The organism is Rhodococcus erythropolis R138 (assembly GCF_000696675.2).
GTDB classification, from domain to species: Bacteria; Actinomycetota; Actinomycetes; order Mycobacteriales; family Mycobacteriaceae; genus Rhodococcus_F; species Rhodococcus_F erythropolis.
This window is the reverse complement of the sequence record NZ_CP007255.1, coordinates 2,236,727-2,257,933: the sequence shown is the minus strand read 5'-3', so window position 1 is coordinate 2,257,933 and position 21,207 is coordinate 2,236,727. Positions and strand designations below refer to the sequence as shown.

Here is a 21,207-nt window from a genome sequence, read left to right as displayed (position 1 = left end):
TGCGGCCCCCGATCCGGAGCCGAGAAGGGACATCATCGTGAGGTCCAACAACATTCACGCAGTCGACAGCGGCGGGGGCCCAGACGTCAGGGACTACAGCCCGGTCGACGCTCTCGTCGCCAAGCAGGAAATCTACGAGGTTCTGGCTCGTTTCCTCCGAGCCGCAGACCGCGGCGACGTCGAGGACGCCAGGCGGTGTTATCTGCCCGGCGCAACCGAAGACCACGGGGGTGTCTTCACCGGCACCGCCGACGACTACATCGACCACATCGCCGGGGCCATCACCCACCCACGGTCACTGACCACCCACGCAATGACCAACGTCTTGGTCGAACTCGACGGGGATACAGCACACGTCGAGTCCTACGTGCTTGCCTTCGCGCGAATCAAGACCTCGGACGGCATAGCCGACACACTCACCGCGGCGCGCCTGATCGACCGCTTCGGTTTCGAGGACGGCAGGTGGGGAATCCGCCACCGCGCACTGCGGTGGGACTGGAACCACGACATGGCCACAGCCGAAGGCTGGATCTTCGGGATGCTCGCGCCTGAAACGTCATTGAAGAAGAGCAAGAAATTCCCCGACGACCTCATCTACACCCGACAGACACAGGAGAACTCATGACAACCTTTCGCGGAACTCCGGTCGAGGGTGCGACCGTCCTCGTCACCGGCGCCAATCGAGGCCTCGGGTTGGCCTTCGTCCAACAGGCGAAGTTGATGGGCGCAGCCAAAATCTATGCGGGGGTGAGAAATCCCGACGAGGTGCCGGCCGAGCTCCGAGCCACCGGTGCGCACATCGTCGAACTCGACGTCACCGATCCAGGACTCGTCGACACTGCCGCCGCGGCGTGCGGTGACACCACGGTCGTCGTCAACAACGCCGGGCTGTTCACCGGGAATCGGCTGATCGAGGCCGACGACCGAGAGGCCGCTCGCGCCGAGATGGAGGTCAACTACTTCGGACCGCTGACGATGATCCGAGCCTTCGCGCCGGTCATCGCCGCCCGCGGCGGTGGATCGATAGTCAACGTCTTGTCAGTCGCCGCAATCGCACCAACCGCCTTCATGGGCGGCTATTCACCGGCCAAGGCGGCTGCTCTGTCGCTCGGCGGCATCGCCCGTGCCGAACTCGAACCGCACGGCATCACCGTCACCTCGTTGATCGTCGGCAGTGTCGACACCCGCATGGCTTCACACGTGCAGGGCCACAAGGAAAATCCCCTCGACATCGCCGCGACCGGACTCGCCGCCATGCAACGCGGCGAGTGGACGTGCGACACCGATTTCATGGCAATCGACGCCCGTGCGCGTCTGGCTCGAGACCCGATTCGGTACGAACGCGGACTGGGCAAGCTCCTCTTCGCCGGCGAACTGACCACTCGATCATGAGCGATCCGATTCGTGTTGCCCAGTGGGCGACCGGCGCCATCGGCAAGACCGCGCTTCGCGGAATCATCGATCGTCCCGACCTCGAGTTGGTCGGCCTGTACGTCTACAGCGACGCCAAGGCCGGGCGCGATGCCGGCGACATAGCCAGACGCGCACCGACGGGCGTGATCGCCACACGAGACGTGGACGAGATCATCCGCTCGCGCCCCCAGGTTCTCATCCACAGTCCGCGTTTGCAGATTCCGTACGAACGCCACGACGACGATTTGTGCCGTCTGCTTCGCGCCGGGATCAACGTGATCACGACGGCCGGGCAGCACTTCCCCCGCGCACACGGCACCGAGCGCGAGCACATGTTCGCCCAAGCATGTAAGGAAGGCGATTCGACGCTCTTCGGTGTCGGAGTGAGCCCGGGCGTCATCGGTGAGCGATTGGCATTGGCTCTGACGGGAACATCGATCGAACTGGACCGCATCACGATCGACGAGGTGCTCGACGCTCGCGGCATGCCTGACCCCGACTTCGCATTCACCGTCATGGGAATGGGCTCGCCCCCGGAGGAACTGGACGGAACCGGGCCGTTGCCCTCGCTGTACGCGTCGCTGTATCTGGAGACCATCGCGTTCATGTGCGAACGTCTGGGGATCACCTACGACGAGGTCGTATCCGATCACAGGGTCGTTGCGGCGCGAACGGATCTCGACGTGGCCGCCGGACGCATCGCCGCCGGAACCGTCGGAACCACCGAATGGCGCTGGCACGCAATGGTCGACGGAAAGCAGTTCCTCACTCTGGCCATCATCTGGACCATGGAACCCGATCGTGAGGAATACGCGGGGCGCGATCAGTGGGAAGTCCACCTGTACGGCAAACCCGAGATCGTGATGACCGTCAATCTCGTCGAACCACAAGATCCGAACAGCCGGACAACCGCCGGTCAGTTCATCACTGCGGGCCCGGCACTGCGCGCCGTCGAGCATGTAATCGCTGCTCCCACAGGCATTTTCGAACCCCCTGTCTTTGCCCCCTTCAGATTGGAGCATTCAGCATGACCACTCAGCCGACGGCCGTAGGTTCGACTGCCACCCGTGAACCCGCCACCCGCGAACCTTCTGTGAACGCGCTCCTACCCGATGGTCGCCCCGTGCAGAATCTCGAAGACTTGCTGCGCAGCCGGGCGATTGCCAGTCCGGAGAGCACGGCCGTCATCTCCGATGACGGCCGTACCAGTTTCCGCGAGCTGGACATCGAAGCAAATCGTGTCGCGAATGCACTTCTACGCGATGGTGTTCGAACAGGTGACCGGGTGGCGTACATCGGCGCCAATGCACCGTCTTTCCTCTCCGTCCTGTACGGATCTTCGAAGATGGGCTCGATTCTGACGGCCGTCAACAATCGGCTGGCACCGGGCGAGGTCGACTACATCCTGAGCAACAGCGAGCCGACCGTCGTCGTACTCGGAGCAGGCGATGAGGGCCTCTCCGACGTCGCCGCGGCGGTCGGTAGCGTCCGGACCGTCGTCACGGTGGACGGTTCCGCAAACTCGGTCTCGTGGAACGACTGGCTCTCCGGTGCAGGGGACGACGACCCAGGAGTGTCACGCCTTCCCGACGATACCGCGCTGATCTTCTACTCGTCGGGAACCACCGGCCACCCCAAGGGAATCGAACTCACCGGCGCGAACCTCGGCCGCGCCCTCGCGACCATGTATCACCTGCTCGATCTCGACACCGATTCCGTGGCCATGTGCCCGGTCCCGTTCTTCCATGTGGCGGGGCTGGGTCTCGCTCTCGTCACGACGCTCGGCGGTGGCGCTCTACTTCTCAAGACCATCGCCGGTCCGCTGGAGCTGGTGGCGCTGATGCAGGAGTACCGGGTGACTCATGCGGTCGCTGTTCCCGCGGTGATCAGCGTCCTCACCTCCCTTCCTGCTGTACGCGAGGCGGATTGGAGTGCCCTGCAGTTCCTGGTCTACGGAGCGGCGCCCATGCCGCTACCCCTGTTACAGGACGCCACCAAGGTTTTCGGATGCAGCTTCCTGCAGGCCTACGGACTCACCGAGTCGACTGGCGGCGTCACCATGCTGACCCCCGAAGATCATCGGGCGACCGACGAGTCGACCGCGCATCGGTTGAAGTCCGTCGGGCAACCGATGTTCGGCGTACCCATCCGCATCGTCGATCCCGTGACGCTCGAAGACGTCCCGGTCGGTACCCGCGGCGAGGTGGTCATCGGCGGCGCTCATGTCATGAGGCGCTACTGGCGCAACGAGGCAGCCACTGCGGCCACCATGTTGGACGGCGACTGGCTCCGAACAGGAGACGGCGGATCGTTCGACGAGGACGGGTATCTCTACCTCCACGACCGCCTCAAGGACATGATCGTCTCCGGCGGTGAGAACGTCTATCCCGCCGAGGTGGAGAGCGTTCTCTCCGGCCACCCCGGCATTCGGGAGGTCGCGGTAGTCGGCGTTCACTCCGATCGGTGGGGTGAGACTCCCATTGCGGTGGTCGTTCGTTCCGGCGATTCGGCTGTCACCGAAGCGGAGATCATCGAGTGGTCACGCGAGCGACTGGCACACTTCAAGTGCCCCAGTGCAGTTCAGTTCATCGAGGAACTGCCACGCAACGCGAGTGGGAAGCTTCTCAAGACTCGTTTGCGACAGGACTTCGCTTGAGTCCATGACAAGAATTCGGGGCCGGTCGCTTTGAGCGATCGGCCCCGATTTCTGTCGTTCGATGTGAAGCTCGCTCAGCCTGGGTGAATCCGGAATTCGACGCCGCCGACGATCAGGCCGGGCTCGACGGTGTTCGCTCCGATCGACGCCGCCAGATCGACCGCACTGAGCATCGACCGCTCGCCCGGAACGAACGACACGGCGCGGGACCCCAGCGCAATCGAGAGTGATTGCGCCGAATCCAGTTTCTTGCCGAACACTTCGGCCCACAGCGCCGCCGTCTTGGCCGGATCGGGAGAGGACACGTCGACGCCGAGAATGTCGTCGACCCGTGGATCGAGGGAAACCTCCTTCTCCGTCTGGTCCCAGAACCACTCGTCGGCGTCGGGAATCTCGTCGAGTTCTACGAGAAGTCCGAGATCACCGGGATGAAGTTGGACGATCCGGTGACCGTAGGCCTCGAGATCTGCCACCGTCCGAACACCGGCCGCAGCTGCACGTTCCAGATAGGGCTCGATGTTCGAAACCTGGATCGAGAGTGCATAGCCGCCCTCCCCTCCGCCCTTGCGGATCCATCTCGCCAGCGAGCCCGTCTCGTCGACCGGTGCGACGATCTCGAGAAATGCCTGCGGCCCGACGGCCAAGGTCTCGTCGGCCAAACCGATGTCTTCGAGCAGTGGATCTGCGAATCCTGGTGCCAGATTCAACGCTTCACGTAATTGTTGACCGGTCTTGTCCAGGTCTCGTGCACCGATCACCACCTGCCGCAGGATCTCCCACGTGCCCGCGTCGTGCGTGCCCGTCACAGTCCGACCGCTTCGGCTGCGGTGCCGGCACTCTGCCAGCGTCGGAGCTCGGCACCCGGCGCCCACGTCGAGTGGGTGCCACTCGAAATCCGTTCGGGAAGGCGAAGTTTGCACAATGGTCCGTCTCCGACGCGGGCAGCGTCGAAGATCAGGCAGAAGGACGCGTCCTCGTTCATGTCGGTGGTCAACGTGATGAGATAGCCGTCGTCTTCGGCGGTACCACCCACGCGTGGTGCCATCGAGGTCTCGCTTCCATACACGCCGTCACCGAAGGAGAATCGTTCCTCGTTCCCCGTCAGCAGGTCGTGTTTGACCAAGCCGTCGAACAGGAACCACGACGGCTTACCAGAAGCCGCATAGGCGTATCGGTACTTCTCACCCGCGAAATTGCCGTTCATCATGCCGAATTCGGTGATCGAGTCACTGAGTTGCTCTTCACGCGTGGCTCCGGTGACCAGGTTCAAACGCCAGCGGTGAAGCCGGGTCTGCATGCGATCGAGAGCGAGGAAACGGAAGGCGCGCTCCCACTGATTGCCCATACCGTTGTCCGACGGCTCCGGATCACCCTGGTAGAAACCGTCCAGAACAATCTCGTCCCCCTCTTCGTAGGCGTTCACGAAGTGCAGGACGTAGGTCGGATCGGCCTCGAACCACTTGATGTCAGCGGTGTTTCCGCGGCGTGGGATGACTCCGAGACGGAGCGGGATATCGGGATGGAAATTCGCGACGTGCGCACCCTTCTCCAGTAGAACCGGATCCCAGAACAAGGGGCAGTCGTTGAGGATCGCGTAGTTCTCCGTGAAGGCCATGTCGTGTGGCAAGCGCGGACCGGGAAGCGGGACGTCGACGTAGTGGACCAACTCGTTGGCCGAGTCCACGACGCCGTAGTGCATGTACGGCGCTTCCTTGCTGTAGTTGAAGAACAGCATTTCTCCGGTCTTGTCGTCCACCTTCGGATGCGCGGACACACCCCATTCGAAGGGGAACTTGCCGTTCCAGCTTTCCTTTCCGAGTGTCTCCGCCGACATCGGATCGAGACGATACAGATCTCCGCACTGGTAGAAGCTGGTGAGAGCAGTCCCCCGGTGAACGACGACGTCGGTGCTGGACGCGTCCTTCATCCGGGTGCGCGCACCCTTGCCGCCCTCGGGGCGACTGAGTTTGGGAGACTCGGCGAGTCCGGCCCACAAGGCGCCGCCGGCATCCTGCTCGGCCGCCAACCCGTCAGTCCGTACGAATCGATTGCGGTAGAACGACTCTCCGTCACGAAAGCCCACGATGTGAATCATTCCGTCGCCGTCGAACGGGTGATAAGCCTTCATCGAGGGATGGAGCGGATTCTCGGTGTTGCGCAGGTAGACACCGTCGAGGCCTTTCGGAACCTCACCGAATACGACTTCGAGGTTGTCCGCTTTGAACTCGGTGGTCTGGGGTTGCCACGGGCCGGTGCGATACGGGTGATCGTCATCGGCGGGAAGGGTGGACAACAACTTGCCTACGATTTCGACGTCCATTGAATTCTCTTTTCGACTGATGGGGAAAGGCTGGGCTGCACTTTCAGGAAACTGCGTCGACGACAAAACTGACGGTGGTGGCCGTACTTCCACCGAAGTTGAGCGTCGCAAAGCGGCTCGCACCCTCGACTTGGAAACCGCCGGCCTTTCCCGTCACCTGATGGGCCGCGTCGAGAAGCATTCGAACACCACTGGCACCCACCGGATGACCACCGCCGATCAGACCGCCGCTGGGGTTGATCGGTAGCTTGCCGCCCATGGCGATGTCACCACTCTCGATGGCTTTCCACGACTCGCCGGGCGCGGTCAGACCGATGTGGTCGATCGCGAGATACTCACTCGCCGTGAAACAATCATGTGTTTCGATCCCGTCTATCCCGGCCAGGTCGACTCCGGCCCGGGAGAAGGCACCCATCACCGCATCCCGAACGTGTGGCATCACGTAGGGATTATCGGCGTCGCGGGCCAGCTTCTGCTCGAGACCTAAACCAACAGTCCGGTGACCCCAGCCCGCGATCTGGGCCAGCGGAGTCGCCGCAGCACCCGGGTGCTCACGGAGGTACTTGTCCGTCACCAGCACAACCCCGGCGCCACCGTCGGTCACCTGGCTGCAATCGAATCGTCGAACACCGCCTTCCACAACAGGATTGGTGGCGTCGTCGCCGCCTGCATTCCCGAGCAGATCGGGTACCGCCCAACCGCGTGTCTGTGCATTGGGGTTGTTCTTCGCGTTCGCGAAATTGATCTGCGAGATCGCGCGAAGGTGAGATTCGTCGATCCCGTAGCGCCGCCCGTACTCCTTCGACACACGATCGAACATGTACGGCCACATGAATTTTGCTTCCTGACCTTCGTGTCCGACCCAGGCTGCAGCGCCCAGATGTCCGGCCGCGTCATCACCCGGAACCGTCTTCTCCAGTTCGATACCCATCACCAGAGCCGCGTCGTAGTTGCCGGCGCGCAGGTCTGCCATCGCCGCAAGTACAGCGATACTGCCCGATGCGCACGCCGCCTCGTGCCGGGACGAGGGCACACCCCATAGATCTGGATGCACGGTGGCGGGCATCGCACCCAGCTGACCTTGGCCGGCAAACAATTGACCGAAGGCATTACCGACGTGGATCACCTCGATGTCGGTGGCAGGAACCTTCGCCGCGGCCAGGGTGTGGTTCGCCACCTCTTCGGCAAGGTTCGCGAAATCGAGTTCCTCACGGGTGAAGTTCCGTGCGAAGTCGGATTGGTACCCGCCGAGAATCCAAATGTTCGAAACAGTCATGACCTCTCCCCTTGCCGATCCGGCATCGGTGACGTCACCGAGATACCCGTGCATCGGCGGTTGTAATTTCATCGCAACCGTACTACAACTAGCAGAGTAACTCTACTAATTGAAGGGTTGAAAATGACTGATGCTTTTGTCCTCGACTACGTGCGCACACCGCGCGGCCGAGCATCGACGCGAGGTGCCCTCCACGAACACAGCCCAGTCGATCTTGTCGTCCACCTGGCCAAGGCTTTGCAGGGTCGAACGAACCTCGCCGCAGAACAGATCGACGACGTCGTTCTCGGTTGCGCATCGCAGGTGGACGAGCAGGGCGCGAACATCGCGAGAACTGCCGCACTCCTTGCCGGTTGGGGCGATTCCGTTCCCGGCGCGACCCTCAATCGTTTCTGCGCATCCGGCGTCGACGCAGTCGGCCAGAGCGCAGCCCGCATTCGCAGCGACGACGTCTCCCTCGTCGTGGCCGGTGGCGTCGAAAGCGTCTCCCGCACTCCGATGTTCAGTGATCGCGGACCGCTGTGGACCGACCCGGCAACCATCGCGCGGATCGGCTCCATCCATATGGGTGTTGCCGCCGACTTGAATGCCACGATCGAGGGGTACTCCCGCGACGAGTTGGATGCGTACGGCGTCGAAACCCAGCACAAGGCTGCCGAGGCCTGGCGCAACGGCGCATTCGAGCGGTCCGTTGTGCCCGTTCCCGGCAGAAATGGTGAAGCCGGAATCGCGCACGACGAACTGGTCAGGGCAGAGACGACGGCAGAGGGACTCGCCGCGCTGCCTCCGGCCTTCGAAGGGCTCGGCGCCGCCGGTCAGGATGCACTCGCGCTCGCCGCCTACCCTGAGGTCGGCAAGATCGAACACCTGCACACCGTCGGATCCTCTCCCGCCATGGCCGACGGCGCAGCACTACTACTCCTCGGATCCGAGAAAGCCGCGGCCAGAGCCGGCCTGACCCCTCGCGCACGGATCATCGGATCCGCCTCGACTTCGGTGAATCCGGTTCTCATGCTCACGGCGGGCCAGAGCGCCGTGGAGGCAGTCATCGCTCGAGCCGGGCTTCGTCCACAGGACATCGACGTGTTCGAGTTCGCAGAGGCCTTCTCCGCGCTCTGCCTACGGTTCCGCCGCGATCTTGACGCCGGGCCGGACCGCATGAACCCCAACGGAGGCACGATGGCGATGGGCCATGCATTCGGCGCCACCGGAGCAATTCTCGTCGGCGCGTGCGTCGACGAACTGGTACGGAGCGACGGACGCTACGGTGTGGCCGCGGTCAGCGGCGCCGCCGGTGTCGGAGTCGCGGTGCTCGTCGAACGGATCGCCTCGTGACCGCCAGTTCACTCTCGGGCCGCGTTGCCGTCGTCACGGGAGGGGGTAAGGGCCTCGGCCGTGCCGTCGCACTGCATCTCGCGAGCCGAGGGGTCACGGTGATCGTCAACAATCGAAATCGCACACTCGACGGGAGCGGCCGGGGCCCTGCAGATCAGGTCGTCGACGAAATCCTCGAAGCCGGTGGCCACGCCGTCGCCAACCACGACGACGTCACCGACCCCGAGGTCGGTCGAAAGTTGGTGGACGACGCTCTCACTCGGTTCGGACGACTCGACTTCTGCATCACCAGCGCCGCGGTCAGCGGTCCACAGATGCTCCATCGCACCACCGCCGAGAACCTCAGCACCGTCATCACGACAAACGTCGTCGGGACCGCGCTGGTTGCCGCTGAAGCCTCCCGAGTCATGCGCGAAGCCGGATTCGGGCGCATCGTGATGATTGCCTCGACCGCAGGACTGCACGGCGAACCCACCGTGTCCGCCTACGCCGCCAGTAAGGGTGCCGTCATCGCACTGGGCCGCACCGCGGCCGGCGAAGGCGCGAGTCGCAATGTGTTCACCAATGTCGTACTGCCCTATGCCACTACGCAGATGACCGAGTCCGGAATGGACCCACGATTCATCGACATCATGGGGGCCGACCTGGTAGCCCCGGTGGTCACTGCTCTCGTCGATCCCGAGTCCACGACCAACGGGCAGGTGATCGTCACCGCAGGTAACGGAGTGCGTTCGGCCGACGCCGTCGAGGGCTCGACCGAATTCTTGCCCACCACCACAGAACTCGATGCCAAAGCGCTCGACGCACTGCTCGTGACCAGCCGGCTCGGCACTCCTCACACCTATCCGAGCGCACAGGAAGCCTTCGCGGACTTCGCTTCCGAACTGCTCGACCACCACAATCAGAAAGCGCGCGCATGACCGACATCCCATTGGGCGACCTTGCACTGAACTTCGGTGTGAGCGCACTCGCCGTGCTCGTCTTCATCGCAGTCGTGATGGCCGTAGCCATCCGGATGAACAATCACTCGATCATCGACATCTGTTGGGGGCCTGGCTTCGCCGTCGTCGCCGTCGTCTCGTACCTGACGTCCATCGGATCGGACGGCAACGATCTGCGTCGCCTCGTGGTGCTGGCTCTGACCGTGGTGTGGGGAATGCGACTCGGCCTCTACATCGGTTTCCGAAACCGTGGGCACGGGCAGGACAAGCGCTACACTGCCCTACTCAAACATCAACAGGGACCGCTGGTTCCGTTCCTGATTCGCAAAATCTACGGCCTCCAGGGCGTTCTCATTCTCGTGGTGTCGCTGCCCGTCCAGTTCGCGATGTACGAGTTTCGCGCCCTCGGAGTCATCGGCGCGATCGGCATCGCAGTCTGGACCGTCGGCTTCGTCTTCGAATCGGTTGGTGACTACCAACTTTCCCGATTCAAGGCAGATCCGGCCAATTCGGGAATGGTGATGGATCGTGGACTCTGGGCCTGGACCCGGCATCCCAACTACTTCGGCGACGCATGTGTCTGGGTCGGACTGTTCATCCTCGCGCTTGGTGATCCATTGGCGCTGATCACGATCGTCTCGCCGATCGTCATGATCAAACTACTGGTGAGCTACAGCGGTAAGGCCTTGCTCGAACGAGGCATGCGCAAGAGCAAAGGCCAGGCCTACGACGACTACGTCGCCCGGACCAGTGGCTTCTTTCCCCGTCCGCCCCGTCCGGCACGAAACCACGCGTCGTGAGCGCCCCCACGAGTGGTCTCGCCGACGTCTTCGATCTGGAATCGACCGGCCCGGACCGGTGGCAGGGGTCGAACGACGGTGTTCGTCTACCTCAATTGTTCGGCGGCCAACTGGTAGCCCAGTCGATTCTCGCAGCCGGGCACACGGTTACCGACGGCAAAGCGATCAGTTCCGTCCACACGCACTTCCTTCGCCCGGGGTCGACGAATCGCGCAACCGAGTTCTCGGTAGATCGCCTTCGGGATGGAAAACGCCTGTCCACCAGAGGCGTCGACGTCCACCAGGACGGACGACTCGTCTGCCGTTCGACGGTCTCTGCTTCCTCGATCGACGAGGGCATCACTCACAGTCGCGCCGTACCCGCCGCACTCCCGCCCGCTGAGTGCGTGACGTTGCAGGAGTTGGCCGAGGCAGACGGTGGGCTGGGTGAGGTGTGGGAGGAGTTCTCCGCCATCGAGATTCGTGTGTCCCCCCTCGATTCGCAGTCCCCCACGACGCATTCGGCGGCGCCTCCGCGCAACATCTGGATGCGTTCGGCTCAGCGACTGAGCGACGATCCGCTGATTCACGTCGCTGCTCTCGCCTATGCCAGTGATCTGATGCTGATGGCAACCGCGCTGACTCCGCACGGCTACGACATCGGGCAGGAGCACTCGCTCGATACGGATTGGACGGGCGTGTCCCTCGATCACACGATGTGGTTTCAGCGTCCCGTGCGAGCGGACGAGTGGCTCCTCTTCGAGCATTCGACACCCACTGCTCATGCCGGCAGAGCAGTCGTGAATGCCGCGGTCTTCGATCAGTCCGGACTCCAGATCTGCCAAATCACCCAGGAAGCGTTACTCATTGCCCGTATCGAGTGATTCCCGACTCTTTCTGCAGACCACTCGGTACGGTCTCGCGGTGCCGCAGGGTTCGCGGCCTATGATTTCGGGGTGGTACGAGTGAATGCAACCGGATCTTCGGCGTCGGCCGGATCTCCGACACCCACGCCGTCGGTGGGCGTCACCGAGTTGCCTGCGGGCGGACCCAACGCACTGGCGGTCACGCTCGGGCTACTGGGAGACGAGTGGAACCTCTGGATTCTGCGGTTCGCCCTTTTGGGATCGCGTCGATACAACGACTGGCTGGCTCTCGGGGGAATCTCCAACTCCGTGCTGTCCTCACGGTTGGCAGTCCTGACGGCCGGCGGAATGCTCGAGCGCCGGGAGTACCAGCAGAACCCGCCGAGGCACGAATACTCGGTCACTCGCAAAGGCCAGTCGATCTGGCCGGTCCTCATCACCATGTGGTCGTGGGAGAAGCAGTGGGCACCGAATGAAATCGCGCCACTACCGCCGCTGCGGCACAGCACCTGCGGAAACGACTTCACTCCGATCCTGCGTTGCAAGGAGTGCGGCGAGGACGCGGACGTGCGATCCCTGGACTCCCGAATGGGGCCGAGTGGGGACTTCTCACGCAGTGTGCCCGAAGCAACGTCGAGGCGCCGCTCCACCAAGTCCGAACGCCGACCGGAAATCCTGGCTCACACGATGGAACTCGTCGGCAATCGCTGGTCGGCAGCGATCATCGGGGCAGCTTTCCGCGGTGCCCGTCGCTACGGAGAGTTCGCCGAGATCACCGGTGCGCCGCCGGCAATCGTCGCCGATCGGTTGAAGCACCTCACCGAGATCGGTGTGATGGAAACGCGGCCGCTTCCGGATCGCCCACAGTGGTCGGAGTATCGACTCACCGACAAGGGAACCGCGTACTTCCCCGTCGTGATGTGCATGATCTCGTGGGGTCAGCGCTGGTTCAGATCCGCGGACGGTCCGGACATCGTTCTCCATCACAAGGCGTGTGGAAAGCGGTTCGAAGCAAGGCTGGGTTGTAGTGCGTGTGGTGAGGAACTGAGGTCTTCGGACATCGAGGCGATCGACCTCACCACCTCGGTGCACGTGCCGGGGTCCGGCTGGTCCTGAGATCCCCACTCAGCCGGCAGTGCGGATCCGGTCGAAGCTCCGGCCTCGGTGTTCGAGCGGCAGCCTGTCCCCTCGCCCGAACAATTTGTTGCGCAGCGTCCCCGCTTCGTAGTCGCTCTGGTAGGCGCCCCTCCTCGTCAGCTCCGGAATCACATGCTCCACAATGTCTTCGAAGGTTCCAGGAGTCACCGCGTACGCGAGATTGAAACCGTCGACGTCGGTCTCGGCAACCCACTCCTGCAACTCGTCGGCGACCTCCGCGCCGGAACCGACAACGATCGGGCCGAGCCCGCCGATACCCGCCCACTCCGCGATGTCTCCCACCGTCCATTCGCCGCCCTTCTCGTCGGCCTGACGAAACGATGCGACCGCGGATTGAATGGCGTTGCTCTCGACGTTCCCGATCGGCTCGTCCGCCCGGTATCCGGAGAGATCAATTCCCATCCACCCCGAGGTGAAAACGAGTGCACCTTCACTACTCGCGTAGCTGCGGTAGTCCTCGAGCTTCGCCTGGGCCAACTCGGGGGTTCGGTCGGTGATGATCGTCAACAGTGTGTAGATGCGGGCCGAGTACGGATCGCGCCCGACCTTCGTCAGTTCGTTTCGGATTCGGGCAACGGTGTCTTTGAGAATCGCCTTTGTCGGTGCACCCACAAAGATCGCCTCCGCATTCTCCGCGGCGAACCGAACCCCGCGTGGCGACGCGCCGGCCTGGAAGATGACCGGCGTCCGCTGCGGAGAAGGTTCGGAGATGTGGATGCCCGGAACCGTGAAGTGCTTGCCTTCGTGCTCGATCGGATGAACCTTGGAGGGGTCCGTGTAGACCCCGGTGGTTCTGTCACGCACCACCGCGTCGTCTTCCCACGACGTTTCCCATAACTTGTAGAGAACTTCGAGGTACTCGTCCGCGTGGTCGTAGCGATCGTCGTGCTGGAGTTGGTCGTCCTCGCCCATGTTCCGTGCGGCCGACGGGAGGTATCCGGTGACCACGTTCCACCCGATTCGCCCGTTCGTCAGGTGGTCGAGGGTGCTCAAGCGCCGAGCGAACGGGTACGGATGCTCGAAAGCTGTACCTGCGGTGATACCGAAGCCCAAGTGCTCGGTCACGGCCGCCATCGCCGAGGCCAGCAGTAGCGGGTCCGAGACCGGTACCTGCGCGCCCTGCCGCAGTGCTGCGTCGTGATTGCCGCCGTACACGTCGTACGTTCCCAACACGTCGGCCAGGAACAGCCCGTCGAATCGTCCACGCTCGAGGAGTTTCGCCAATTCCGTCCAGTACCTCAGATCCGTGTACCTGGACGACTGGTCCTCCGGGTGGCGCCACAGACCTGGCGATTGGTGGGCGACGCAGTTCATGGCAAAGGCGTTGAAGCGGATTCTGCGGGTCATTCCCGCACCATGCCGTGCCTGCACCGCAGTGACCACCATTGCGATCAGTGCGATCGGTTCGGCTCCTGCTTGCACCCGGCGATACCGTCGACTTCGCGACCTCGTCGGCGGGCCGCTACACTGACTAGCGCAGCTGTGACGCCCGAGGCTTCGTGCCGACAGGTCGATCGGATGCAACAGCAGTATCGGGAAGCGAAAACCCCGGCAGCACAGGGTTTTCAGCACTTGTCGGTACGCTCCCCGCCCTCGTAGCTCAGGGGATAGAGCATTCCTCTCCTAAAGGAAGGGTCGCAGGTTCGAATCCTGCCGAGGGCACCAGGTGGGACTCTCCCCACATCGGCGTGACCAACGTGCCATTCTTGAATTCATGACGACGCCTCACTCCACGGCAACTCCACCGAAGAACATGTCTTTGATCCCGGGTGGGACGTACTGGATGGGCTCCGAAGACTTCTATCCGGAAGAACGCCCAGTTCACCAGGTCACCGTCGACGGATTCTGGATGGACACGACGGCGGTGACAGTCGCCGAGTTCCGACGCTTCGTGAAGGCAACCGGCCACGTCACCACTGCTGAAATCGCCCCGGATGCCGCCGACTATCCCGACGCCGATCCAGCCCTCCTCGTCCCGGGATCGTTGGTCTTCACTTCACCACCCGGCCCGGTCTCACTCGACGACTACACCCAGTGGTGGTCGTTCACCCCCGGCGCCGATTGGCGCCATCCCGAGGGCGCCGACAGCAACATCGGGGGACGTGAACGGCACCCCGTCACCCACGTGTCGTACTTCGACGCCCAGGCCTACGCCGCGTGGGCCGGCAAGGAACTCCCGACCGAGGCCGAGTGGGAGTTTGCCGCCCGCGGCGGACTCGATCGCCAGGCCTACGTGTGGGGCGATCACGACTCTCCGGGCGGGCGGCCCGGTGGCAACGTATGGCAGGGCCAGTTCCCCTGGGAGAACCTGCTCGAGGACGGGTACGAGCGCACCGCTCCGGTCGGAAAGTTCCGGCCAAACGGCTACGGACTGCTCGACATGGCCGGGAACGTGTGGGAATGGACGGCCGATCACTACACGTCCGACCACGCCCACAGTTCCAAGAACGTCGCGCCGGTCTCGTCGTGCTGCATTCCTCGCAATCCCCGCGCGGAGTTCGCCACCGAGGCCTTGGCCGGCCAACCCTACGCACGACGGGTGATCAAAGGCGGCTCACATCTGTGTGCACCGAACTACTGCTTGCGATATCGCCCCGCCGCGCGGCAGGGCGAATCCGAGGAGTCCTCGACCTGCCACGTCGGCTTCCGGTGCATCATCCGCATTCCGCAGGAGTAGATCAGAAGGGCCGGTCCCCCAGGATGGCCACCCGCTCCATGACGCGGCGATGAGGGAAGTAGTCGCTCGCAGCGTAGTGCTGGGTGGCCCGGTTGTCCCAGAAGGCAATGGAATTCGGCGCCCACTTGAAGCGGCACTGGAAGTCCGGGACCTTGACCTGCGCGAACAGCAGGTTGAGCAGATCGTTGCCTTCGACAGGATCCATATCCGGAATGTGGGTGGTGAAGAGGCTGTTGACGAACAGAGTCTTACGCCCGGTCTCCGGATGCTTACGCACCATCGGATGCAGAACCGGCGGGTACTGCTCCTTCATCTGCTCCAACTTCTCCGGACTCATGCCGCGTCCGAAGGACGGTACAAAATCGTGGATGGCGTCCTTGCCGTCGATCAAGTCCTTGATCTCGTCGGGGAGGCAGTCGAAGGCGTTACCCATATCGGCCCAGAGCGTGTCACCACCGGCAGGCGGTACGTCGATCGCCCGAAGTACTGAACCGAGTGGCGGCGTCTTCGTCCAGGTGACGTCGACGTGCCAGATGTTCTCGGTTCCTGGACTGTCCTCTCCGCGTTCGAATCTGACGACTGCCGGAACCTCTCCCTGCGGGAGAAGTGGATGAACCTCGAGTTCACCCCAATGGGCCGCGAAGTCACGATGATTCAAGCTCGAAATCGGCTGGTCCCGAAAGAACACGACCTTCCATTCGAGGAGGGCCCGGCGCACGTCCTCGATCTGCTCCTCCGACGGATCACGCAAGTCGATATCGCTGATCTCGGCACCGATGAACGGTGTGACGGGTGTCAGAGTGAACCGCTCGTACGGCCTCGATTCAACGCCTTCCGGATTGCGCCTCATTCCGCGTGGTCCGAATTCGATTGTGTGATTGCCGATTTGGACTGTTCGTGATGATGTAAGGGTAGCCATCGAATGACTCCGTCCTGTCGTGTCGTGTCGTGTCGTGACGTGTCGCGGGGTCACACGTCAGTCGACGCGTGCACCCGCTTTGCTCGTGTGCGTTTGTGTGCGCTTTGGGGCGCGGTCAGTGCTCCTACCGCGAGATCGACCAGATGATCCACCGTCGTATCGAAATCTGCCTGCACAACCGGGTTTTCGTCTTCGCGGCGCTGCTCGAAGATGGCCAGAGCAGAGACGCTCATGTTGAACGTCAGATCGATCCGTTCAACCGCGACGCGGCGGGGCAGATGCGGCAACGCCCGCGTCAACCTGCCGACAACCTCGTTGATTCCTTCACTGACCTCGCGAAACTCAGCACTCTGTGTATCGACTGACGGTGAAATTCTCGCGATGAACCGCGCATAGTTGGACCCGTCGACCGTCGCCATGAAATCGGCAAGCGGATACAGGAAGGCTTCGACCAAAGCACGGACCATGTCGGTCCGCCCACTGGCGTCGACGTCGTCGAGATACGTCAGTCGCGCTGCATTGATCTGATCCATCCGATGCCGGAATACGGCCAGCACCAGACCGTCTCGCCCGCCGAAGTGATACTGAACTGCAGAGTTGTTGCGCTGCCCGGCCGCAGTCGCCACGTCCCGCATGGACACTTCGTGAATACCGTGCTCGGCGAACATCCGCTCGGCGACGGCGATCATGGCATTCTTGGCATCCAACGAGGCGGGCATGCACCGACCATATAAGTCACTGTCTTAATTCCGCAAGACCCACCCCCTGTGCGCGGTTAGGGAGTGCAGGGACTCCTTAACCACTCACAGGGGTGATTGTCCCAGTCAGCGAGACCTACGCCGCCAACTGAATTCCGATCGATACGCTCCAAATTAAGACGACTGCTTAATCGACCCGGTTTTGCACACGCCAAGGAGCCTGCTGGTGAATCGCCATTCCATCCCGATCATTCCCGAGACGCCGAACGTCGCGGCCGCCGTGTACTACCCCGATCAGAATCCCCCGTACACCCGCCCGGAACCGCTTCGCCCGCCGGTCGGGGCCCCGAACGTGCTGCTGATCATGATCGACGACGTCGGATTCGGCGCACCCTCCGCGTTCGGTGGCCCGTGCCGCACCCCCACCGCCGAGCGTTTGGCCGAAACCGGCGTGAAATACAGCCGATTCCACACCACGGCTCTGTGCTCGCCGACGCGTGCCGCCACACTGACCGGGCGCAACCACCACAGTGTCGGTATGGGTGTCATCTCCGAAATGGCCAACGCGGCACCGGGATACAACGGGACCCGCCCCGCCTCTGCCGCCACGGTCGCACGCGTCCTGCAGGGAAACGGCTATGCGACGGGCGCTTTCGGCAAGATGCACCAGACCCCGACGTGGGAGACCACCGCTGCCGGGCCGTTCGATCGGTGGCCGGTCCGTGAGGGTTTCGACAAATTCTACGGTTTTCTCGGTGCCGAGTCCGATCAGTTCACCCCGGTTCTCTACGAGGACTTCACGATGGTCGACTTACCCAAGACGCCACAGGAGGGTTACCACCTGTCCGAAGATCTCGTCGACCACGCGATCGAATGGGTCGAGGGCGTCAACACGATGGACCCGGACAAGCCGTGGTTCTGCTACCTCCCCTTCGGCGCGTGCCACGCTCCACTTCAGGTCCCGGACCGCTACCTGGACAAGTACGTCGGCGAATTCGATCACGGGTGGGATCGCCAACGTGAGATCACCCTCCACAAGCAGAAGGAACTGGGCGTCGTCGCTCCTGACACCGAGTTGGCCCCGTGGGCTCCGGGGCTCCCACACTGGGACGAACTCGACGACGACCAGAAGAAGGTCTCGGCCCGTTTGATGGAGTTGTACGCGGCATTTCTCGAGCACACCGACGACGAGGTAGGCAGGCTCGTCGACCGGTTGCAGGAAATGGGTGTACTCGACAACACTCTGGTGCTCTACATGATGGGTGACAACGGCGCCTCCGCCGAGGGCGGCATGGAGGGCTCGTTCAACTACCTCGCCGGCCTCAACGGTTACAAGAGTGCGACATCCGACGTACTGGCGCGCTACGACGAATTGGGGACCGAAACCAGCTACCCGCACTATCCGGCGTCGTGGGCTCTGGCTCTCGACACCCCGTACCAGTGGGCCAAGCAGGTTGCGTCCCACTACGGCGGTACCCGAAACGGTCTGATCGCCCACTGGCCCAAGGGGATCGACAAGCCAGGAATCAGGGAGCAGTGGCATCACTGCGTCGACATCACGCCGACAATCCTGGAAGCTGCCGGCATTCCGGCACCGACCAGCGTCGACGGGGTCGCCCAGAAACCGATGGAAGGCGTGGCGATGAACTACACCTTCGCCGAGCCCGACGCCGAAGAGCGCCACACCACACAGTATTTCGAGATCTTCGGCAACCGCGGAATCTACGATCACGGTTGGACCGCAGTCACGGCCCACCGCGCACCCTGGCTGATGGCCACTCACGGCCTCGAGCTCACACCGATGAGCGAAGACCGCTGGGAGCTGTACGACACCTCGGTCGACTGGTCGCAGGCCCGCGATCTCGCGGACGAGCATCCCGAGATCCTGGCCCGGCTCAAGGAAAAGTTCCTCGTCGAGGCGGCCAAATATCAGGTGTTGCCGCTGGACGACAGAACGGTCGGTCGCCACGCCACCGCGGAATCACGACCCCCGCATCCGATGATGGGCCGCAAGACCCTCACGCTGTACCCACACATGAACGGTCTGGTCGAGAAAGCCGCGCCGACGTTCTTCAACCGCTCGTACACGCTGACCGCGAGTCTGGGTAGCGTCGCCGACGGCATGCTGGTCAGCCTCGGTGGCCGGTTCGGCGGATTCGCTTTGTACATACTCGATTCCGTCCCCGTCTACTGCTACAACTTCAGCGGCGGTGGTCGGACCTTCGTGCGTGGGCGCAACCCGCTGGCACCCGATGCGCGCGAGGTGTCCGTCCACTTCGAGTACGACGGCGGCGGAATCGGCAAGGGTGGAACCGCCACCCTGAGCGTCGACGGCGAGGTGGTCTCCGAGGGCCGGATCGAGAAGACCACTCGGGCGATCTTCAGCATGAACGAACAGCTCGACGTCGGCATCAACCGGGGAAGCCCGGTCGCGGAAGAGTTCGCGGACAAGGGCACGTTCCGCTACGGCGGCAAACTCAGCAGCGTGACGATCGACTTACGCTCCACCCGCGACGTGGTGTCCGCGGAGGAACGAGAGAAAATCTCACTCGCCGTGCACTGATCGAACAGGCGACGCTCGCCGATTGTGCAGCCGCGCGCGATACCTGCCGTGCGCCTGCACAATCGCCCTGCGTCTATCCGACCGTGTACATCTGCAGGCACGGCCCGACCGGGCGAGCTTCCAGGATGTCGCGCGCCTTCTCACGCGCTGCGTTGAACTCCCAGGGCGCAGTGGTACCCGGCACTCCGAATCGATATCTGCTCAAGGCACATGAACGCTGCGGTTCCGGTAGACGATCCAAGGCAGGTACCGCGTCGACGGAGAGCCCGTGCAAGTAGGAAACGTCAATGCTCTTGCCGCCCTCGAACCGCTCCACGTTCTTTTGCGCGATGTACGCATCGGGGTTGAACACCGCGAAGGCAAGCAGCGCGACGGCCGAAGTGGCGAGAACAGCTGTGGGCAGCCACTTCCCGGACATCCGAATACCTGCGACGAGCAACAACACGAACACGAAGCCAAGAAGCAACTCTGTCGCGAAGACGCTGACCCGGAGCACCGTGAAACCGTACTGATTCTCGTACAACCACATCCGGTGCACAGCGGACGCTACGATCACCAGGCTGAAGACACACAGGGCACCCAGCAGTCCGCGGGCAAGACGCCTCGATCCAGCGTCGCGGCGGTCGATGTACCGCACTGCGACGGCGATGACGAGCAGCGTCAGCACGGTAACCGCCATGAGCTGCCAGAAACCCTCACGCGCGTAGTCCGCGTAGGTCAGTCCATCGGTCACCTGTACGTGCTCGTCTCCCCCGAACAGCGTCTTCGTCTGTACTGCAACAAAACCGAGGAACAGCACGTTGAGCACTCCGAGCGGGACCGCCCACTCCCACATCGGCAACGGCGTCGCCGGCGCAGGTGCAAACGCGTCCACCGTCGGCGTTCTGCGACGCAGGTACACCGCAACCAGCGTGCCGAACGCCATCACCACGCCGGCAAAGATCCGTGCCCCCGGGTTCGACACCGAGATGGCAGGAGCGAAGCCGCCGAAGATCTTCGCGAACTCCGGATCCGCACTCACGAACAAAGATCCGAAAATCAGCAGGAGAAGAATCGACACTGCGCTCACGACGACAACTCGCGCCGCCGGCACCCGCGGAGCAGAGCGGGTAGCAAGTTTTCGACGACGAACGAAGTTGACCGTACGGTGGGGTGCCCGCCAGGGAGCGAACATTCCCAGAAGTATTCCGGTCCACGTCCGCCCGCCGATCAGAGTCCACGTGAACAGAACCCACGCAGCTACGACGCAGAGGAACACCAACCACTCCGCACCGCGAACGGCGGCAACGCCCAGAAGTGCGAGCATCCCCATCGCGGCGGCCCACTGCGTCGCAGACATCCGCGGCGGCGTCAGAATCCCGAACACGATCACCACGCCGACACCGACGATGACGTACGCGATACTCACGAAACCTGGATCGAGGATCAGGGCCGCCAGCGCCCCAACGCCGCTCGCGCCGACGAGCATCGAGCGGGTGGCCATCGACGTGCGATCGGGACGCCAGAACCGGCTGGGTCGCTTGGGTTTTGCAACCGGTATCGGCGCTTTCGGCGGAATGACTATTGGAGCGCTCATGTGATCTCCCATGTTTCGGGTTCAAATTTC

The 21,207-nt window shown here is 63.0% G+C and carries 18 protein-coding genes and 1 tRNA gene; 12 read left to right on the top strand and 7 right to left on the bottom strand.

Annotated features, from left to right (window positions below; all coding sequences use genetic code 11):
- The first annotated feature begins 37 nt into the window (after positions 1-37).
- The 4 genes from H351_RS10640 to H351_RS10625 are packed head-to-tail and all read left to right on the top strand — an operon-like array spanning position 38 to position 4,069.
- Positions 38-625 (top strand): nuclear transport factor 2 family protein, encoded by a 588-nt coding sequence (locus H351_RS10640; protein WP_019744806.1) that lies wholly within the window; start codon positions 38-40, stop codon positions 623-625.
- On the top strand, positions 622-1,392 hold the full coding sequence (locus H351_RS10635) for an SDR family oxidoreductase (protein ID WP_019744807.1): 771 nt from the start codon (positions 622-624) through the stop codon (positions 1,390-1,392). Before H351_RS10640 ends, H351_RS10635 begins: the two co-directional genes overlap by 4 nt.
- The gene (locus H351_RS10630) at positions 1,389-2,444 is read left to right on the top strand and encodes an NAD(P)H-dependent amine dehydrogenase family protein (RefSeq protein ID WP_029255960.1); all 1,056 of its coding nucleotides are present in this window, start codon (positions 1,389-1,391) and stop codon (positions 2,442-2,444) included. The genes H351_RS10635 and H351_RS10630 overlap by 4 nt, the downstream gene beginning before the upstream one ends.
- A complete protein-coding gene (locus H351_RS10625) occupies positions 2,441-4,069 on the top strand; it encodes a long-chain-fatty-acid--CoA ligase (protein ID WP_020970392.1) in 1,629 nt (542 codons plus the stop codon). Before H351_RS10630 ends, H351_RS10625 begins: the two co-directional genes overlap by 4 nt.
- A gap of 74 nt (positions 4,070-4,143) precedes the next feature.
- Here the strand turns inward: H351_RS10625 and H351_RS10620 are convergent, their stop codons facing one another.
- The 3 genes from H351_RS10620 to H351_RS10610 are packed head-to-tail and all read right to left on the bottom strand — an operon-like array spanning position 4,144 to position 7,665.
- The gene (locus H351_RS10620) at positions 4,144-4,875 is read right to left on the bottom strand and encodes a VOC family protein (protein WP_029255961.1); all 732 of its coding nucleotides are present in this window, start codon (positions 4,873-4,875) and stop codon (positions 4,144-4,146) included.
- Positions 4,872-6,389, bottom strand: coding sequence for a carotenoid oxygenase family protein (locus tag H351_RS10615; RefSeq protein ID WP_029255962.1), 1,518 nt, complete (start codon positions 6,387-6,389; stop codon positions 4,872-4,874). Before H351_RS10615 ends, H351_RS10620 begins: the two co-directional genes overlap by 4 nt.
- 43 nt (positions 6,390-6,432) lie before the next feature.
- Positions 6,433-7,665: an acetyl-CoA acetyltransferase gene (locus H351_RS10610; RefSeq protein ID WP_029255963.1), complete on the bottom strand. Its 1,233-nt coding sequence runs from the start codon at positions 7,663-7,665 to the stop codon at positions 6,433-6,435.
- Positions 7,666-7,788: 123 nt separating this feature from the next.
- On the opposite strand from H351_RS10610, the gene H351_RS10605 reads away from it, so the two are divergent.
- From H351_RS10605 to H351_RS10585, 5 genes are all read left to right on the top strand, one after another.
- Positions 7,789-9,000 (top strand): acetyl-CoA C-acyltransferase, encoded by a 1,212-nt coding sequence (locus H351_RS10605; RefSeq protein WP_029255964.1) that lies wholly within the window; start codon positions 7,789-7,791, stop codon positions 8,998-9,000.
- Positions 8,997-9,920, top strand: coding sequence for an SDR family NAD(P)-dependent oxidoreductase (locus H351_RS10600; protein ID WP_020970396.1), 924 nt, complete (start codon positions 8,997-8,999; stop codon positions 9,918-9,920). The genes H351_RS10605 and H351_RS10600 overlap by 4 nt, the downstream gene beginning before the upstream one ends.
- On the top strand, positions 9,917-10,741 hold the full coding sequence (locus tag H351_RS10595) for a DUF1295 domain-containing protein (RefSeq protein WP_029255965.1): 825 nt from the start codon (positions 9,917-9,919) through the stop codon (positions 10,739-10,741). Before H351_RS10600 ends, H351_RS10595 begins: the two co-directional genes overlap by 4 nt.
- The gene (locus tag H351_RS10590) at positions 10,738-11,604 is read left to right on the top strand and encodes an acyl-CoA thioesterase (protein WP_020908689.1); all 867 of its coding nucleotides are present in this window, start codon (positions 10,738-10,740) and stop codon (positions 11,602-11,604) included. The genes H351_RS10595 and H351_RS10590 overlap by 4 nt, the downstream gene beginning before the upstream one ends.
- 81 nt (positions 11,605-11,685) lie before the next feature.
- Positions 11,686-12,702 (top strand): winged helix-turn-helix transcriptional regulator, encoded by a 1,017-nt coding sequence (locus H351_RS10585; protein ID WP_029255966.1) that lies wholly within the window; start codon positions 11,686-11,688, stop codon positions 12,700-12,702.
- 9 nt (positions 12,703-12,711) lie between these two features.
- On the opposite strand, the gene H351_RS10580 is transcribed toward H351_RS10585, so the two are convergent.
- Positions 12,712-14,091 (bottom strand): LLM class flavin-dependent oxidoreductase, encoded by a 1,380-nt coding sequence (locus H351_RS10580; RefSeq protein WP_029255967.1) that lies wholly within the window; start codon positions 14,089-14,091, stop codon positions 12,712-12,714.
- A 242-nt stretch (positions 14,092-14,333) separates the two neighbouring features.
- Between H351_RS10580 and H351_RS10575 the strand changes: the two genes are divergently transcribed.
- Both H351_RS10575 and H351_RS10570 read left to right on the top strand, forming a co-directional pair.
- Positions 14,334-14,409: transfer RNA gene (locus tag H351_RS10575), tRNA-Arg, on the top strand.
- Positions 14,410-14,458: 49 nt separating this feature from the next.
- Positions 14,459-15,421, top strand: a complete 963-nt coding sequence (locus H351_RS10570) for a formylglycine-generating enzyme family protein (protein ID WP_037119734.1) — start codon at positions 14,459-14,461, stop codon at positions 15,419-15,421.
- 1 nt (position 15,422) lies between these two features.
- Here H351_RS10570 and H351_RS10565 read toward each other — a convergent pair whose 3' ends face one another.
- Complete coding sequence (locus H351_RS10565; protein WP_029255969.1) at positions 15,423-16,340, bottom strand: TauD/TfdA dioxygenase family protein; 918 nt, start codon at positions 16,338-16,340, stop codon at positions 15,423-15,425.
- A gap of 50 nt (positions 16,341-16,390) precedes the next feature.
- Positions 16,391-17,059: a TetR family transcriptional regulator gene (locus H351_RS10560; RefSeq protein ID WP_029255970.1), complete on the bottom strand. Its 669-nt coding sequence runs from the start codon at positions 17,057-17,059 to the stop codon at positions 16,391-16,393.
- Between the two features lie 205 nt (positions 17,060-17,264).
- On the opposite strand from H351_RS10560, the gene H351_RS10555 reads away from it, so the two are divergent.
- Entirely contained in the window at positions 17,265-19,601 is a 2,337-nt protein-coding gene (locus H351_RS10555; protein ID WP_029255971.1) for an arylsulfatase, read from the top strand.
- Between the two features lie 73 nt (positions 19,602-19,674).
- Here H351_RS10555 and H351_RS10550 read toward each other — a convergent pair whose 3' ends face one another.
- Positions 19,675-21,177: a DUF4153 domain-containing protein gene (locus H351_RS10550; protein WP_232816881.1), complete on the bottom strand. Its 1,503-nt coding sequence runs from the start codon at positions 21,175-21,177 to the stop codon at positions 19,675-19,677.
- Positions 21,178-21,207: the final 30 nt, after the last annotated feature.